This window comes from Methylocystis heyeri (assembly GCF_004802635.2).
Classification (GTDB): Bacteria; Pseudomonadota; Alphaproteobacteria; order Rhizobiales; family Beijerinckiaceae; genus Methylocystis; species Methylocystis heyeri.
This window is the reverse complement of the sequence record NZ_CP046052.1, coordinates 1,431,140-1,447,280: the sequence shown is the minus strand read 5'-3', so window position 1 is coordinate 1,447,280 and position 16,141 is coordinate 1,431,140. Positions and strand designations below refer to the sequence as shown.

Sequence of the window (16,141 nt, the reverse complement as noted above, 5' to 3'; positions counted from 1 at the left end):
CTCCCGCTTATTTCAGCTCCAAGGGGGCTTCGAAAGCCCCCTTGTCCGTGACTACGGTCAGGGTCGCGGCGACCGCTTTCGGCGCAGCGACCGTTCCGTTGGTCGAGAGCGTCAGCTCGAAAGCCTTGCCGTCCGTCGAGGGCGCCGCTTCGAGATAGAGCGGTTCGGGCGCCTCGGCGAAAATCTCGCGGGCACTGTCCTTGCCGAGATATTCCAGCCGCCAGGAAAGGCTTTCCCCCGGGCGGCGCGACAGGCCGAGCAGCGCTTTGGCCTCACCGGCCGTGAGTTTTCGAGGGACTTTCGCCAGCGCCGCCGCTATGTCCGCAAGGAAGGGCGAGGCGCCGCTCTGCGGCAGGGCGAGGGCAAGCCGGGCTTTGGTCGGCAGGCATATCCTGTCGCAGGCCGCATAGTCGAGCGACAGCTCCAGAACCACCGGCGCCTCAGGATTGCGCGGCTTCACCCGCAGCGGAAATACGACCTTCGAATCATAGCCGGCGACGATGCTCCCGGCTTCCTCTATACGTTTCGGCGCGGGGTAGAGGGGTTCGACAGAATCGACGTTTTGCGAACGCTTGAAATCGAACCGGGGCGGGACGCCGGCCTCGCCGGGTTGGCGCCAATATGTCAGCGCCTTCGGCTTGAGGTCGATCTCCAGCGCGACGAGATAGGTTCCGTCTTTGGCGGGCTCCCCCGCGATCAGGCGGGCGGATGAAAACTCGGAGTTCGCCGCGTCGGAAGCGAAAGGGGAAGCGCCATGCGCCGCGCCCGCGCCGAACAGGGCGCCGGCGAAAGCGAGACGGCGGAACCAGCGAAAACGGAATTGTTTGACCATTCAAAGGCCCTGATAAATTTCCGGGTTGGGCTGCCGCGGTTTTAGAGAACCCTTGAGATTGAAAGGCGGCGGGCGTAGCATGACCCTATGAGCGAGCCCCAAAAGAAGCAAGGTTCCGCGACCGGCTCACCGGAAAACACGGAATTGCGCGAGCACCGATTTCTCGAAGGGCAGATGCTCGTCGCCATGCCCGGGATGGAGGATGAACGTTTCGCGCGTTCCGTCGTCTATATCTGTGCGCATTCCGCCGACGGAGCGATGGGCATCATGCTCAACAAGCCGGCGCGCGTGCGCAATTTTCCCGACCTTCTGGAGCAGCTGAAAGTCATCGCTCCCAAGGAGCGCATCAGCCTGCCTGCCGCGGCCAAGGAAGTTCAGGTGCTGTCCGGCGGACCGGTCCAGACCGACCGCGGGTTCGTCCTGCATTCGGCGGATTTCTTCCTGGACAATTCGACCCTGCCGATCGACGACGGCGTCTCGCTCACGGCTACGGTCGACATCCTGCGCGCGATCGCCGCCGGCAATGGACCGGACCGCGCCGTGCTCGCTCTGGGCTACGCTTGCTGGGACGCCGGGCAGCTCGAAAATGAAATCCAGCACAACGGCTGGCTGCACTGCCCGGCCGATCCGGGGATTCTGTTCGACCACGACCTCGACACCAAATATCTGCGCGCTTTGCGCTCTCTCGGCATCGACCTCGCCAGCCTGTCATCCTCGGCCGGCCACGCCTGAAACAGCGGAGGCTTCGTTCCCGAGCGTAGCGAAGCAATCGGGAATTGCGCCGAAATCCCCACGCCCTTCGATCACGGCGCCGGATTGCTGTGAATCTGGTGGATGGCGTCGATGCGCGCTTCGATCTCCGGCGTGATCCTCACATTGACCGAATCGATGTCGCTCACGAGTTGCCGCATCGTGGTGGCGCCGATGATGTTCGAGGTCACAAAGGGCCGAGAAGTCACGAAGGCGATGGCGAATTGCGCCGGATCGAGCCCGAGCTCGCGGGCGAGCGCAAGATATTGGTCGATCGCCTGTTCTACCCCCGGCGTCTCATATCTCTGGCCGCGCTCGAACAGGGTCGTCCGCGCGCCCGGCGGTCTTGCGCCGCGCTGATATTTGCCGGTGAGATAGCCTTGCGCCAGCGGCGAATAGGCCAGCAAGCCGACCTGATCGCGATAGGCGAATTCGGCCAGACCCATTTCGAACGTGCGGTTCAGGAAATGATAAGCGTTCTGGATCGAGGCGACGCGCGGTCCATGGCCGAGCTCGGCGGCGCGCAGAAAACGGGCGACGCCCCACGGCGTTTCGTTGGAAAGGCCGACATGGCGCACTTTGCCCGCCTTCACGAGTTCGTCCAGCGCCTCAAGCGTTTCCTCGATGTCCACTTCGGTCCGGACGCTCGGGTGGCGCCAGGTCGTGCCGCCGGAGCCGAACAAGGGAACCGAGCGGTCGGGCCAGTGCAACTGATAGAGGTCGATGTAATCGGTTTGCAGGCGCTTCAGCGATTGCTCCACGGCATAATGGATGTTCTTGCGGTCGAGTCGCGTGGGTTCGTTGTTTTCTCGCAGCCAGTTCATTTCGGCGCGACCCGAGACCTTGGTCGCGAGAATCACCTTGTCGCGGTTCTTTCTGGCCTTGAGCCAGGAGCCGATGATGCGCTCGGTCGAGCCCTGGGTCTCACGGCGTGGCGGGATCGAATACATCTCGGCGGTGTCGATGAAATTTATGCCGCGGTCGAGAGCGTAATCGAGCTGCTCATGGCCCTCCGCTTCCGTGTTCTGCTGGCCGAAGGTCATAGTGCCGAGGCAAATGGCGGAAACGGAAATTCCTGTCCGTCCAAGCTTGCGGCGCTCCATGGCGAATCCTCTCGAGGTGGCGCGGACAAAGGGGGCGTCGGGGCCAGACTGCAGCAGCAAGAATCATGCGCGCGGATCGGCGGAAAATCAGCGCGCCTTCCTCTTTCTGCATTGTTGGGAGATGTCCGCCGGAATCATCTTAGCGGAGTCGGCGCGGATCACAAAAGTTCGCCGAAATCAGAGATAGGGGCTGGATTCCAGTCGCCGGCGCAGCTCGAAGCTTTGGAACTGGGCGAAAATCGACGAAACCCAGGCCTTTAGCGAGGCGCGCACTACGATCGACATTTCCTGGGGCGGCGAGCGCAGAAAACTCTGCAGGGACACGCTGGAATCGGCAAGGCTGCGCGCAACCGGGATCGGCAGGGACGGAATGACGAACTTGCCTTGCACGGGGTAGCGCTGAAATATTTCCGCTTCATCCGGCTCGAGAGGACGCGCCCCTTCGTTGTGCACCAGCATGATCGCCATATCCGGCCAAAATTTGCGTAGCGCCAGCACGCCCTCCAGCGAGTTGCGGCTGGCGTCCGCATGATAGAGCAATATTGGTTCGATTCCCTGGCGATGGGCTTCGTCGATGAAGCCTATGTCCTGCACGGTTTCAAAGAAACGCAAATAGGACCGGTGCCAGACGTCTACGATCTTGGCCCGGTCCTGGTTTGCGAGCAGTCCGTCGAAAAGAGCGATCTGCCCCTTGATGTCCGTCGCGTCGAGAACATGCACCCGGTCTGGAAAATAGGGCGCATAGCATGGCTCGAGAGGATCGGTGTCGAAACCGAGCGGTTCGGCGTTGGTGAAGCAGAGATAATCGGTCAGGAGCCGGGCGGTCGTTGAAACTCCGGCTCTGGCGCAGGGCGAGCAGGCGATAAAGACGTTGGCGCGCCTATCCATCTAACCTGCTCGCCGACGCTCCAAATTCAGTCGCCGGCGCCTTTCAAATGGCTGTGGCGGGAAAGTTATCTTTCTTTGGCGGCTTTCGCGGCCTTGCTGTCGCGCGGAGCCACCAGCCCCAGGAGCTGAACGCGGTCGAACTCCTCGGCGATTCTGCCCAGCCAGGTGCGGACATAGCCGCGCAGCACGAAGGATTGTCCCGCGGGAGCGCCCTCGGCGGTGCGATCGGCGACGAAGGTCGAGAAAGGGACCCCCGCGATTTCGACCTGCTCGTAAGACATTTCGTTGAGCTTGGGGATGGTCAGCTCGCCGCTGGTCATCACCTTTTCGAAATATTTCCCGTGGGTGACGGGGTCCCACTCGAAAAAGGTGGTGTCGTTGACGTGATTCTTGACCAGAAAGTAATGGGCGTCCGACACGAAAGGCGCGATCTCGTCGATCTCGTCCAGCGACGCGATGGACGAGCCCAGGACGTGGAAGATCAGGAAATTGAACTCGCCGGCATGGACGGCGTCGAGGAAGCCGGTGTCTTCGAGCGCCTGCAGGGCGAGGCTGAGCCCTCCCGCGCGCACGTCGATCACAGTCACCTTCACCTGAGTCGTGTTCAGCGTGTCGAGGACCCGCATCTGATCGGACGTCGAGGTCAGGTCGATCACACTGGTCTGATCGGGATGGAAACGGTGAAGCGTGCCACGCGGGAATTCCGTGTCGAAGCCGCGCGTCACGACGTTGTTGGTGTTGAGATAATCAAGCACGGCCCGAGCGATGGTGGTCTTGCCCACGCCGCCCTTGTCAGCGCCAACGAGTATAACTGAAGGTTTCATGTCCACTCTCGCTCCCTGCGTAGACGCAGGCGCAACCTCTGGTTGATCAGCCTCTTCGGCTGCGATCGTAATAGTCGGCTTATTTTGCTTTTCGACAGGTTTCTTGACCATGGCCGTCCCTATAGCATTCGGCGCACATGCGCGCACTAACCTTTGCCGGAAAGTTAAGAAAATTAGCCGACAATCCCCAGCTCGGGTCGCATTTAAAACAACAGACTTTTTATGTGCAATGTAATTAATAGGCAGTTGTTTTAAGTGAATTGACATTCGCGGGCCGATGGGTATGTAACCAGAAGCAATCCAGGCCGCGCCTTCCGGGGAGGGCGCATGCGCTGATGCGTCCTGGAGAGCCGTAGCGGCTTTCGCATCACAATGCGGGGATTTCCGGCGTGGTCGCTCGCGCGATTCGCGCCGCGAGAATTTCGCTGAAATGCAGTAGGGGAGGCGCATGCGGAGCGCAGAGGCAAGCTTGGAAAAGCCGATAAGTCTGGTTCGGGTCGAAGACCGGAACGGAGTGTCGCACGACCTCGAGCCGGTCGAAGGCTGGCGGTTGATGGAAATTCTTCGCGATTACGGCATGGGGATGGACAATACCTGCGGCGGCGCGCTGGCCTGCGCGGAGTGTCATGTCCTCATCGATCCCGAGTGGGTGGCCCGGCTTCCGGCTCCCCGCGAGGAAGAACTGGAAAAGCTCGACGAACTGCCGCTCGTTTTCGACAATTCGCGCCTCGCCTGCCAAATTATCTGGTCCGACGAATACGACGGGCTGCGTCTGACAATAGCCAAGGCGGTCTGATGGCGCTTCTCAAGAACCCCCAAATTCTCATCGCAAGCGATCTTCGCGACGGCGAAGCGCTGTTTCTCGGAGCGGACGGCTGGGCGCGCGACCACAAGTCGGCGGCGGTGGCCCGCGACAGCCAGGAAGCGGCGGCGCTGGAAGCGCGTGGCAAGGGCGAGATCGCCGCAAATCGCGTCGTCGACGTCTATCTCGCGGATGTGGGCCTGGAGGCGGACGGTAGCCCGACGCCGCTGCACTACCGCGAGAAAATGCGGATCAAAGGCCCCAGCGTGAGGCCGGACCTCGGCAAACAGGCTCGGGCCGCCCAATCGGGAGACGCGAAATGACCGCGCATGACCCACAGCAGGCGGCGCGTCCCAACACGCCGACCACCACCTATCTCTACGACAACTACGACACGGCCTTCGTGCGCGAGCGCGTCGCCGAGTTTCGCGAGCAGGTGCGCAGGCGCCTGGAAGGCGCGACGACGGAGGAGGAATTCCGTCCCTTCCGCCTGATGAACGGGCTCTATCTGCAGCTGCACGCCTATATGCTGCGCGTCGCTATTCCCTATGGCACGCTGACGGCGCGCCAGATGCGCAGCCTCGCCGACATCGCCGACAAATGGGACAAGGGCTACGGTCATTTCACGACCCGCCAGAACCTGCAGTTCAATTGGCCGAAGCTCGTCGACGTCCCGGATATTCTGGAGGCGCTGGCCGAAGTCGAGATGCACGCCATCCAGACCTCCGGCAACTGCATTCGCAACGTCACCGCCGACCATTTTTCGGGCGTCGCCGCCGACGAATACGAAGACCCGCGTCCGACCGCGGAATTCCTGCGTCAGTGGTCGAGCCTGCATTCCGAGTTCAGCTTCCTGCCGCGCAAGTTCAAGATCGCGGTGAGCGGCGCCGCCCAGGACCGCGCTGCGGTCAAGGTCCATGACATCGGCCTCAGGGTGGTCGCAGGCCCCGGCGGCGAGCCGGGCTATGAGGTTTATGTCGGAGGCGGCCTCGGCCGTTCGCCCTTCGTCGGCAAGGTGGTGCGGGAGTTTCTGCCGCGGGAGGACCTGCTCGCCTATCTCGAGGCCATTCTGCGCGTCTATAACCGCTTCGGCCGGCGCGACAACAAATACAAGGCCCGCATCAAGATATTGGTGCACGAGACCGGGCTCGATCAGATCAGGGCCGAGGTCGAAGCCGAATTCGCGGCCATGGATCGTACGCCCTTCGCCCATGACGCGGAGGAATTCGCCCGCATCGCAGCCTTCTTCGCGCCCCCGCCCTACGAAACGCTGCCCGCCCAATCCGAGGCGCTCCAGTCGGCGAAACGGGAAAACCCCGCCTTCGCCGCTTTCGCCGAGGTCAATGTCTCGGCGCACAAGATCGACGGCTATGCGATCGTCACGGTCTCGCTGAAGCCGACAGGAGGAATTCCGGGCGACGCGACCTCGGCCCAGATGCGAGTTCTGGCCGACGCCAGCGAAAAATTCGGCTTCGGCGAATTGCGCGTCAGCCACGAGCAGAACATCGTCCTGCCGCATGTGAAGAAGGACGACCTCTTCGCGCTGTGGCGTATGCTGGACGCGGCGGGGCTGGCGACCGCGAATGTCGGTCTCCTGACCGACATCATCTCCTGTCCGGGGCTCGATTACTGCTCGCTCGCCACCGCGCGTTCGATCCCGATCGCGCAGGCGATTTCGCGTCGCTTCAAGGATGAGGAACGCCAGCGCGAGATCGGCAGGCTGGGGATAAAAATCTCGGGCTGCATCAACGCCTGCGGGCATCACCATGTCGGAGCGATTGGCGTTCTGGGCCTCGAAAAGAAAGGCCAGGAATCCTACCAGATCACGCTCGGCGGCGACCCTTCGCTGTCGGCGTCGGTCGGCGAGCTGCTCGGCCCCGGCGTCGGCGCAGACCAGGTGGCGGACGTCATCGAGCATATCGTCGATTTCTATCTCTCCGAGCGGCAGGGGGAAGAGCGTTTCATCGACACCTGGCGGCGGCTGGGACACGCCCGCTTCAAGGACGTGCTGCGGCGGGAGGGCGAAAATGGCGCTGATATCTGAGGGAAAGTTCGTCGAAGACGAGTGGCGCCATCTCGCCGACGAAGAAGACCTGCCGAGGTCCGGCAAGATCGTCGTGTCGCAGCAGCGGCTCGAGGAGGCGCTGGCGGGCCTCGGGCCGGAACAGGGCCTCGGGGTCCGGTTGCCGAACACCGCCGATCCGGCGGCGATTGCTCCCTATTTTTCGCGTTTGTCGCTGATAGCGATCGCCTTTCCGGCCTTCACGGACGGGCGCGGCTTTTCGCTCGCGCGGCTCGTGCGCCGCGCCGGGTTCAAGGGCGAGCTGCGGGCGAGCGGGCGCCTCGTCGCGGATCAGGCCTTGCATGCGCGCCAATGCGGTTTCGACACCATCGAAATCCCGCACGACATCGCCCAGCGCCAGAACGAAGCGCAATGGGCCAAGGCGCTCGGCAGCTATGCCGAGACCTATCAGGAAGGTTATGGAACGCGCGGCTCCATATTGGAGCGGCGCCGAAAGGCTGCGTTATGAAGCCGTCGTTGATGGAAGTTCTGGAGCCGCGCTTCGCGCCGCTCGATCTCGACCACCGCCTGCAACTGCTGCGGGAATTCGTGCCCGGACGCATAGTCTTCACGACGAGCTTCGGCGTCGAGGATCAGTGGATCGCCCATTCGATCTTCACCCAGGGGCTCGATATCGAGGTGGCGACGCTGGACACCGGCCGGCTGTTTCCGCAGACCTATGAGCTGTGGGAGCGCACCGAGGCGCGATATGCGCGCCGTATCGCGGCGGTCTATCCGCAAGCCGAGCCTCTGCAGGAATGGGTGGCCGAGAGCGGCGTCAACGGTTTCTACAAATCAGTCGAGAACCGCAAGGCTTGCTGCCACATCCGCAAGGTCGAGCCCTTGGGGCGGCTGCTGGCCTCCGCCTCCGCCTGGGTGACCGGATTGCGCGCCGATCAATCGGCGGCGAGGTCGGATATTTCCTATGTGGAGTTCGACGCGGGCCATAAGCTGCTCAAGGTCAATCCGTTGCTCGACTACAGCCGGGAGATCATCGTCGCCGAGACCGAAAAGCTCAGCGTGCCGGTGAACGAACTGCACGTGCAGGGCTTCCTTTCCATCGGCTGCGCGCCCTGCACCCGCGCGGTGCAGCCCGGCGAAGGCGAGCGCGCCGGCCGCTGGTGGTGGGAGGACGACGGCAAAAAGGAATGCGGCCTCCATGTCGACGAGAACGGCGTCCTGCGCCGCGGTCCGGCGCCGCACAGCGAGGTCGCGCAATGAGTTCCACGGCAATCCGCAAGCTCGGCCATCTCGACCGGCTCGAAGCCGAGAGCATCCACATCATGCGCGAGGTCGTCGCGGAATGCGAACGACCGGTGATGCTCTATTCCATCGGCAAAGACTCCGCGGTGATGCTCCACATCGCGATGAAGGCTTTCTACCCCTCCAAGCCGCCCTTTCCCCTGCTGCATGTCGACACGACCTGGAAGTTCAGGGAGATGATCGAGTTCCGCGACCGCCGCGCAAAGGAGCTCGGCGTCGAACTGCTGGTCCATGTCAATCCGCAAGGGATCGCGATGGGCATCGATCCTTTCGTGCATGGATCGAAGCTCCACACCGAGATCATGAAGACCGAGGGCCTCAAGCAGGCGCTCGACAAATGGCGTTTCGACGCCGCTTTTGGCGGAGCGCGGCGCGACGAGGAGAAATCCCGCGCCAAGGAGCGCGTCCTTTCCTTCCGCACCGCGCAGCATCGCTGGGACCCCAAGAACCAGCGGCCGGAGTTCTGGCGGCTTTACAACGCGCGCAAGGGGCCCGGCGAAAGCCTGCGCGTGTTTCCGCTGTCCAACTGGACCGAGGCGGATGTGTGGGACTACATCGCGCGGGAGAACATCCCCGTGGTGCCGCTTTATTTCGCCAAGCCGCGCCCGGTGGTGCGGCGCGAGGGCACGCTCATCATGGTGGATGACGACCGCATGAAGCTGCTGCCGGGCGAAGTCGTCGAGCAGAAGATGGTGCGGTTCCGGACGCTCGGCTGCTATCCGCTCACCGGCGCCATAGAGAGCGCCGCCGACAATCTCGACGCCATCATCCACGAGATGCGCCACAGCCGTTCATCCGAGCGGCAGGGCCGGCTGATCGACCATGACGGGTCGACCTCGATGGAACAGAAGAAGCAAGAGGGATATTTTTGATGCACGGCGGAATCTCGCAGACGCCGCCGGAGGCGACGCCCCATCGGCACATCGCCGACAAGCCGTTGCTTCGCTTCATCACCTGCGGTTCCGTGGACGACGGCAAGTCGACCCTCATCGGCCGCATGCTCTATGACGCCGGGCTCGCGCCCGACGATCTGCTGGAAGCGCTGGAGAAGGACTCCAAGAAGCACGGCACCCAGGGCGACGATCTCGATTTCGCGCTGCTGGTCGATGGCCTCGCGGCGGAACGCGAGCAGGGCATCACCATCGATGTCGCCTATCGCTATTTCGCGACCGAGAAACGCAAGTTCATCGTCGCGGACACGCCCGGCCACGAGCAATACACCCGCAATATGGCGACGGGCGCCTCCACCGCCGAGCTCGCCGTGCTGCTGGTCGACGCGCGCAAGGGCATATTGGCCCAGACCCAGCGTCATAGCGTCATCGTCTCCATGCTCGGCGTTCGCCATGTGGTGGTGGCGGTCAACAAGATGGACCTCGTCGGCTACAGCGAGGACGTGTTCCGCCAGATCGAGAAGGACTTTGCGGAATTCGCGAAGAATCTTCGCTTCCTGTCGATCTATGTCGTGCCGCTGGTCGCCAAGGACGGCGACAATCTGGTCAAGCAGAGCGCGAAAATGGCGTGGCACAAGGGGCCGCCGCTGCTGACCTATCTCGAAGGAGTCGCAGTGGAGGATTCCTCCATAATCGCGCCCTTCCGCTATCCGGTGCAGTGGGTCAACCGGCCGAGCCATGATTTCCGCGGCTTTTCCGGCTTCGTCTGCGGCGGCAATGTGCGGCCGGGCGACATCGTGCGCATTCTTCCGCTCGGGCGCGACACCCAGGTCGCGCGGATCGTCACCTATGACGGCGATCTCGACAGCGCGGTTTCGGGCCAGTCCGTGACCCTGACTCTTGCGGAAGAAATCGACATCTCCCGCGGCGATCTTTTATGTTCGCCGGTCTCGCCAGCCAAAGTCGGAGACAGGCTCAAGGCCAAGCTGCTCTGGCTGGTGCGCGAGCCTCTCACGCTCGATAAGAGTTATCTTCTCAAGATCGGGAGCAAGACCACTCCTGCGGTCGTCGCCGCCGTCACCGCGCGGATCGAGATCGAATCCGGTCTCGCCGCGCCGCTGAAGGAAGAGGGCGAGACCCTCGCCTTCAACGCGATTGGAGAGGCCGAGCTTTCCCTCGACTCTGTGGTCGTCTGCGATCCCTATCTGGAGAACCGCGAGACCGGCGGCTTTATTCTCATCGACCGCATCACCAATGAAACGGTCGCGGTCGGCATGGTGGAGAGCGCGCAGGCGAGCGAGCGCGGCGCCACCGCTTTGCTGGAGGCCAGCTATTCCTCGATGGAAGGCTTGCCGACGCCGCCGCCTTCCGTGCTGTCGCAGAAGCGCGTCATCGCCAAGGGCCTGTCATGGCGCGTATTCGGCAGCGCGCTGACCTTCGGCGTCGTTTACGGCTTTACCCGAGACGCAGGCCTGTCGCTGTCGATCACGGTCGTGGAAGCGGCGGTCAAGCTCGCGGCTTATTTTATCCACGAGCGGTTCTGGCAGCGCGGGAGCGCCGAACCGGGCAGGGCGGGCGAACCGTCCTCGCCGCAGGACGACGCGGGGTTGTGAGAAGTCCGTCATCGCGAGCGGAGCGATCCAGACTCGGTGCGAAAATAAGCGCCCGCTGTCCGCGGATCGGCAGCAGGACGCGACAAACATAGGAGTCGTCGCGCGCGGCTCCTAGATTGCCGCGTCGCTACGCTCCTCGCGATGACATCCGCTGCCCCGCCGGCCTTTCGGCCTCGAACAGAATCGCCTGGAAGGGCAGGGTCGAGCCGAAGGCGCGCGTGAGCGTTTCGGCGTAGGCTTTTGCGATCGCTTCGGGGTCGCCGCCGCGTTCCTCGACCTCTTGAATAATCGGGCTGCCGAAAACAAGTCCGCGCGCATAATTGTTCGCGTCGAAGGCGCGCGAATGTTTGACGACCGATATGCTGATATTCACGAAGCCGCTGTCGACCAGACTCTCCTTGATCGGATCGATCGCTCCGCACGACACCGGTTGCTTCATCCATGTCGGCGGATTGTCCGGGAAAGTAGATTTCAATAGAGCGAGCGCCAGTCTGGCGAAGGGATTGTTTTCTTCCGAGTCCCACACGCCCAATATGTAGCGCCCGGCGGGACGTAATGCGCGGAAGGCTTCGCACATCGCTTTGGGCTTATCGGGAAAAAACATGTAGCCGAACATGCAGACGACGGCGTCGAAGCTCGCATCCGCAAAAGGCAGCGCGCAGGCGTCCGCGATCTCGAACCTTACTTGCTCGCCCTCGCGGATTTTTGTACGGGCGACGCTGAGCATGTCTTCGCTTATGTCGCTCGCGGTCAATTTTGCCGCCGCAGGAATGCGATTGCGCAACTCGCGCGTGACGATGCCGGAACCGGCCGCGATTTCCAGAACATCGGCCGGGTTCAGCGCTGCGGCGCGCTGCGCTGCCTCCTCGGCGTAAGGCTGAAACATCACGCAGCCGAGCTCGCGATCGTAGATCTGAGGCACGTCGCCGGCGTAAGCCCTGTCGTTCATTTCCATGTTCCCCCGAGATTAACCTTTGAATATTTCGCGTCGATGGTAGTCAAGAAATTTGGGGTGGGGCCGGAGTTCCGCTCTCTCGGGGACGATCAGACGCCTATCGCCGATCAAAAGCCGTCCGATGGTGTCGGGCAGGCGATCCTTTGCTAAAAGCAGGGTGTAGTCCTCATCAATCGAAACGAGACCCCGGTCGAAAATCCAGTGGAAGGTGCCGGATAAGGCTAGCCCATTGCGAATGCTGTCCGGCCCGCGATGCTCGACAGGGCGGATATGGGCGGCCTGCGCTTCAGATCGCCCCCCACCGTTGATCAGCTTGATGCCACTCATCGCACAGGTGTCGTTGTAGGCGCTTTTTACCGCGGCGGAGAAGGCTCTGTCTCGAAACGGCCTTGATATGAGTTGCTCGACGATCCGGCGATCCTGCTCAAACGGGACGTCACTGAGAAAAGTTAGTGGCGTTTCATGAAAGCCATCGAGAGGCGGCATAGGGTCCTCTGGCGCGTCAGGCGCAGGTCGAGTTCGTTCCTCGATGCCGATGACGTGGCCAAAACCCGCTTGCCAGATTAAATCGAACTCACTGTCCTTGATGTTGCGGACTGCGCGGCCAAAAGCTCCTTTATTGGTCGAGCCATCGGGCTTCTTGAGATTGCCCTCGTAGAAAAGGGACCCCTCTTTAAAAGGCACAGGTCGGACGAACGGCAGATAGTTCGATACTTCTGCATAAAAGTGATCAGGGCGCGATTCATCGGGAATGATGTGTTCCACGCGCGCCGTCGCAAAGTAGACTTGGCGTCCGCCGCTGCTCGATGGATCGCCAGTAGAACGCCGAGGTTCGTAATAAACGATCCAATCGCCGACCGCCTCACTGACTTGCCTCAGATAGCTCTTGGGGAAATGGTATCGGATCTCGGGCAGGTCGTCATAGACGGGAGTTACTTTCGTCGTGAGAACTGCTTTAGTCATGCCATCAGCACGCGATTAGATGTTCGGCGCTGCAGAATGCGCGCCAGCTTATCGGCTTTGTCTCCATCGCATGGCGGCATTTTCGTTCCGCCGCCCCCTCAGTGCGCCTCGTCCCAATTGGCGGCGGCGCGCGCATCCACCTGCAACGGCACCGAGAGCTGAACCGCCGGATGCGGCGCGTCGATCATGATGCGCTTCACGAGGTCGATGGTCGCCTGCGCCTCCGCGGCCGGGGCCTCGAACACGAGCTCGTCATGGACCTGCAGCAGCATTTGCGCCGCAAGCCCCTCCTTGATCAGCGCGGCGTCCATGCGCACCATCGCCCGGCGGATGATGTCGGCGGCGGCGCCTTGAATCGGAGCGTTGATCGCGGCGCGTTCGAAAAAGGCGCGCTCGGAGGCGTTGGACGAAGCGATCCTGGGGAAGTGGCATTTGCGGCCGAAGATCGTCGTCACCACGCCGTTTTCGCGCACGGCTTTGCGGGTCGAGTCCATGTAGTCGCGAATGCCCGGAAAGCGCTCGAAATATTTCTTGATATAGGCGCCGGCTTCTTCGCGCGGAATGCCGAGCTGATTGGCGAGACCGAAAGCCGAAATGCCGTAGATGATGCCGAAATTGATCGCCTTCGCCCTGCGGCGGATTTCCGAGGGCATGTCCTTCACCGGCACGCCAAACATTTCGCTCGCCGTCATGGCGTGAATGTCGATCCCCTCGGCGAAGGCCTTTTTCAGCTGCGGGATGTCGGCGACATGCGCCAGCAGGCGCAGTTCGATCTGCGAGTAGTCCGCAGAGATCAACACCCGGCCCGGCTCCGCGACAAAGGCGGTTCTGATCTTGCGCCCCATTTCGTTGCGCACCGGGATGTTCTGCAGATTGGGCTCGGAGGAGGATAGCCTTCCCGTGGTCGTCGCCGCTAGGGCGTAGGACGTATGCACGCGATGGGTCTGCGGATTGACGAAACCGGGCAGGGCGTCGGTATAGGTCGATTTCAGCTTGGCGAGCTGGCGCCATTCCAGAATCAGCGCAGCGAAACCGTTGCCGCCCTCGGCGAGTTCGTCGAGCACGCTCGCCGAGGTCGACCAGGCGCCGGTGGCGGTCTTCTTCGCACCGGGCAGGCCCATCTTGCCGAACAGAATATCGCCGAGCTGCTTGGGCGAACCGAGATTGAAACGCTCGCCGGCGGCCTCATATATATCGGCCTCGAGCCGCGCCATCGCCTGAGCGAATTCTCCCGAAAGACGCGAAAGAATATTGCGGTCGATGGCGACGCCGCGCCGCTCCATCGCCGCAAGAGTCGCGACCATCGGCCGCTCCAGCGTTTCATAGACCGTGGTCATGCTTTCGGCGGGCAGGCGCGGCTTCAGCACGCGCCACAGCCGCAGGGAGACATCGGCGTCTTCGGCGGCATATTCGGTCGCCTTGTCCAAAGCGACGCGCGCAAAGCCGATGAAATTCTTGCCGGTCCCACAGACCTCGCCGAATGCGATGTTCTTGTGCCCGAGATGTTTCAAAGCCAGCTCGTCGAGCCCATGATTGTTGCGGCCGGTGTCCAGCGCATAGGAGATCAGCATGGTGTCTTCGATCGGCGCCACCGTGACGCCATAACGCGCCAGCACCTGCAGATCATATTTCATGTTGTGCGCGATCTTGAGGACCGAAGGGTTCTCCAGCATCGGCTCGAGGCGCGCGAGCGCCTCCTGCAGCGGGATCTGTCCGGCCAGCAGATCGGCGCCGCCGAAGAGGTCGTTGGCGCCGGGCGAGCGATGCCCCAGCGGAATATAGCAGGCTCGGTCCGGCCCCAGCGCCAGCGACAGGCCGACGAGTTCGCAGCTCATGGCGTCGAGCGAGGTCGTTTCCGTATCGAAAGCGACGACGCCCAGATCCATGGCGTCGGCGATCCAATGATCGAGGCGCTCGACGGACTGAACGGTTTCGTATTTGCTGCGGTCGATCGGGGAGGCCAGCGCCTCCTTGGCGCGCGCCCCGGCAAGCGAGGCGGGCGTGTCGGCGGGTTGCGCCGCGGCGGGGGCCGGCGTCGCAGGGGCCGCAGGCTCGGCTGCGCGTTCCTTCACCTCGCCGTTGCGCCCGCGCCAGCCCGCGGGACCGAGGAAATCAGGGTCGGGCTCGATTTCGGACGCCTCGACGCCATAGGCTTCGGCCACCCGCCGCGTGATGGTGGTGAATTCCATCGCCAGCAGAAATGCCACCAGCTTCTTCGCATCGGGCTCGTGCAGCGTCAGATCCTCGAGCGGCGTCTCGACATCGACGTCGCGCACCAGCTCCACCAGCTTCTTCGAGGTGAGGATGAGCTTCACGCTCTCGGGATCGGTGAGGCACTCGCGGCGCTTCGCCTGCTTGATTTCCCCGGCGCGGGCCAGCAGCGTATCGAGATCGCCATATTCCTTGATCAGCTGCGCGGCGGTCTTTATCCCGATTCCCTTGGCGCCCGGCACATTATCGGTGCTGTCGCCCGCGAGCGCCTGGACGTCCACCACTTTCGACGGCGGCACGCCGAAATATTCCTCGACCTCTTTTTCGCCGATGAAGCGTTCGGCGCGGGCTCCGAACTTGCCCTGTTCCCCGGAGGCGGGATCGTACATCGACACGCCCTCGCCGATGAGCTGCATCAGGTCCTTGTCGGCGGAGATGATGGTGACGTCGGCGCCTTTCTCGCGGGCATGGCGCGCGTAAGTTGCGATGAGGTCGTCGGCCTCGTAGCGGTCCTGTTCGATAGGGGTGAGGCCGAAGGCGCGCACGGCCGCGCGCATCAGGGGAAACTGCGGCACGAGGTCTTCCGGCGGATCGGGCCGGTGCGCCTTGTAATCCGGGTAGATTTCCTTGCGGAAGGAATTTTCCGACTTGTCGAAGATGATGACGAGATGCGTCGGCTTCACCCCCGCGGCGCCGTCGCGCACGAATTGCAGCAGCTTGGCGCAGAACAGCCTCACAGCGCCGGTGGGCAGGCGGTCGGTGCGATAATTATATTTCGCGTCCTGTCGGATCGATTGGAAATAGGCGCGAAACACGAATGAGGAGCCGTCGACGAGAAAGACGTGGCTGCCCGGCCCGAGGGTGGTCTGCGTGGAGGTCATGCCCTCGTTCTAGCATTTTCGCGTGGCTGCGGCGATTAGAGTGTTTTCGAGCGAAGTGGATGCGGGTTCGCGTGAAGAAAACACGATCAAACATGGGATTATAG

The 16,141-nt window shown here is 62.5% G+C and carries 15 protein-coding genes; 8 read left to right on the top strand and 7 right to left on the bottom strand.

Annotated elements, in window-relative coordinates; genetic code table 11:
• Window positions 1-7 precede the first annotated feature (7 nt).
• A complete protein-coding gene (locus H2LOC_RS06485) occupies window positions 8-832 on the bottom strand; it encodes a protein-disulfide reductase DsbD domain-containing protein (protein WP_136495655.1) in 825 nt (274 codons plus the stop codon).
• Window positions 833-919: 87 nt separating this feature from the next.
• Between H2LOC_RS06485 and H2LOC_RS06480 the strand changes: the two genes are divergently transcribed.
• Window positions 920-1,564, top strand: coding sequence for a YqgE/AlgH family protein (locus tag H2LOC_RS06480; RefSeq protein WP_136495654.1), 645 nt, complete (start codon window positions 920-922; stop codon window positions 1,562-1,564).
• Window positions 1,565-1,635: 71 nt separating this feature from the next.
• Here the strand turns inward: H2LOC_RS06480 and H2LOC_RS06475 are convergent, their stop codons facing one another.
• From H2LOC_RS06475 to H2LOC_RS06465, 3 genes are all read right to left on the bottom strand, one after another.
• Complete coding sequence (locus H2LOC_RS06475; protein WP_136495653.1) at window positions 1,636-2,685, bottom strand: NADP(H)-dependent aldo-keto reductase; 1,050 nt, start codon at window positions 2,683-2,685, stop codon at window positions 1,636-1,638.
• 177 nt (window positions 2,686-2,862) lie between these two features.
• Window positions 2,863-3,573 carry a P-loop NTPase family protein gene (locus tag H2LOC_RS06470; RefSeq protein ID WP_136495652.1) on the bottom strand — a complete coding sequence of 237 codons (711 nt, stop codon included), beginning with the start codon at window positions 3,571-3,573 and terminating at the stop codon, window positions 2,863-2,865.
• 65 nt (window positions 3,574-3,638) lie between these two features.
• Window positions 3,639-4,397 carry a hypothetical protein gene (locus tag H2LOC_RS06465; RefSeq protein WP_136495651.1) on the bottom strand — a complete coding sequence of 253 codons (759 nt, stop codon included), beginning with the start codon at window positions 4,395-4,397 and terminating at the stop codon, window positions 3,639-3,641.
• Window positions 4,398-4,866: 469 nt separating this feature from the next.
• Between H2LOC_RS06465 and H2LOC_RS06460 the strand changes: the two genes are divergently transcribed.
• The 7 genes from H2LOC_RS06460 to cysN are packed head-to-tail and all read left to right on the top strand — an operon-like array spanning window position 4,867 to window position 11,027.
• A complete protein-coding gene (locus H2LOC_RS06460) occupies window positions 4,867-5,193 on the top strand; it encodes a 2Fe-2S iron-sulfur cluster-binding protein (protein WP_425487323.1) in 327 nt (108 codons plus the stop codon).
• A complete protein-coding gene (locus H2LOC_RS06455; protein WP_136495649.1) occupies window positions 5,193-5,522 on the top strand; it encodes a DUF2849 domain-containing protein in 330 nt (109 codons plus the stop codon). The genes H2LOC_RS06460 and H2LOC_RS06455 overlap by 1 nt, the downstream gene beginning before the upstream one ends.
• Complete coding sequence (locus tag H2LOC_RS06450) at window positions 5,519-7,243, top strand: nitrite/sulfite reductase (protein ID WP_136495648.1); 1,725 nt, start codon at window positions 5,519-5,521, stop codon at window positions 7,241-7,243. The genes H2LOC_RS06455 and H2LOC_RS06450 overlap by 4 nt, the downstream gene beginning before the upstream one ends.
• Window positions 7,227-7,730: a DUF934 domain-containing protein gene (locus H2LOC_RS06445; RefSeq protein ID WP_136495647.1), complete on the top strand. Its 504-nt coding sequence runs from the start codon at window positions 7,227-7,229 to the stop codon at window positions 7,728-7,730. The genes H2LOC_RS06450 and H2LOC_RS06445 overlap by 17 nt, the downstream gene beginning before the upstream one ends.
• A complete protein-coding gene (locus tag H2LOC_RS06440; RefSeq protein ID WP_136495646.1) occupies window positions 7,727-8,482 on the top strand; it encodes a phosphoadenylyl-sulfate reductase in 756 nt (251 codons plus the stop codon). The genes H2LOC_RS06445 and H2LOC_RS06440 overlap by 4 nt, the downstream gene beginning before the upstream one ends.
• Window positions 8,479-9,396 carry a sulfate adenylyltransferase subunit CysD gene (gene cysD / locus H2LOC_RS06435; protein WP_136495645.1) on the top strand — a complete coding sequence of 306 codons (918 nt, stop codon included), beginning with the start codon at window positions 8,479-8,481 and terminating at the stop codon, window positions 9,394-9,396. The genes H2LOC_RS06440 and cysD overlap by 4 nt, the downstream gene beginning before the upstream one ends.
• The gene (gene cysN, locus H2LOC_RS06430) at window positions 9,396-11,027 is read left to right on the top strand and encodes a sulfate adenylyltransferase subunit CysN (protein ID WP_136495644.1); all 1,632 of its coding nucleotides are present in this window, start codon (window positions 9,396-9,398) and stop codon (window positions 11,025-11,027) included. Before cysD ends, cysN begins: the two co-directional genes overlap by 1 nt.
• Before the next feature lie 127 nt (window positions 11,028-11,154).
• On the opposite strand, the gene H2LOC_RS06425 is transcribed toward cysN, so the two are convergent.
• The 3 genes from H2LOC_RS06425 to polA all read right to left on the bottom strand — a co-directional run bounded on the left by H2LOC_RS06425 (window position 11,155) and on the right by polA (window position 16,037).
• Complete coding sequence (locus H2LOC_RS06425; RefSeq protein WP_136495643.1) at window positions 11,155-11,976, bottom strand: class I SAM-dependent methyltransferase; 822 nt, start codon at window positions 11,974-11,976, stop codon at window positions 11,155-11,157.
• 18 nt (window positions 11,977-11,994) lie between these two features.
• Window positions 11,995-12,945: an HNH endonuclease gene (locus H2LOC_RS06420; RefSeq protein ID WP_136495642.1), complete on the bottom strand. Its 951-nt coding sequence runs from the start codon at window positions 12,943-12,945 to the stop codon at window positions 11,995-11,997.
• A gap of 98 nt (window positions 12,946-13,043) precedes the next feature.
• Window positions 13,044-16,037, bottom strand: a complete 2,994-nt coding sequence (gene polA, locus H2LOC_RS06415; RefSeq protein WP_136495641.1) for a DNA polymerase I — start codon at window positions 16,035-16,037, stop codon at window positions 13,044-13,046.
• Window positions 16,038-16,141: the final 104 nt, after the last annotated feature.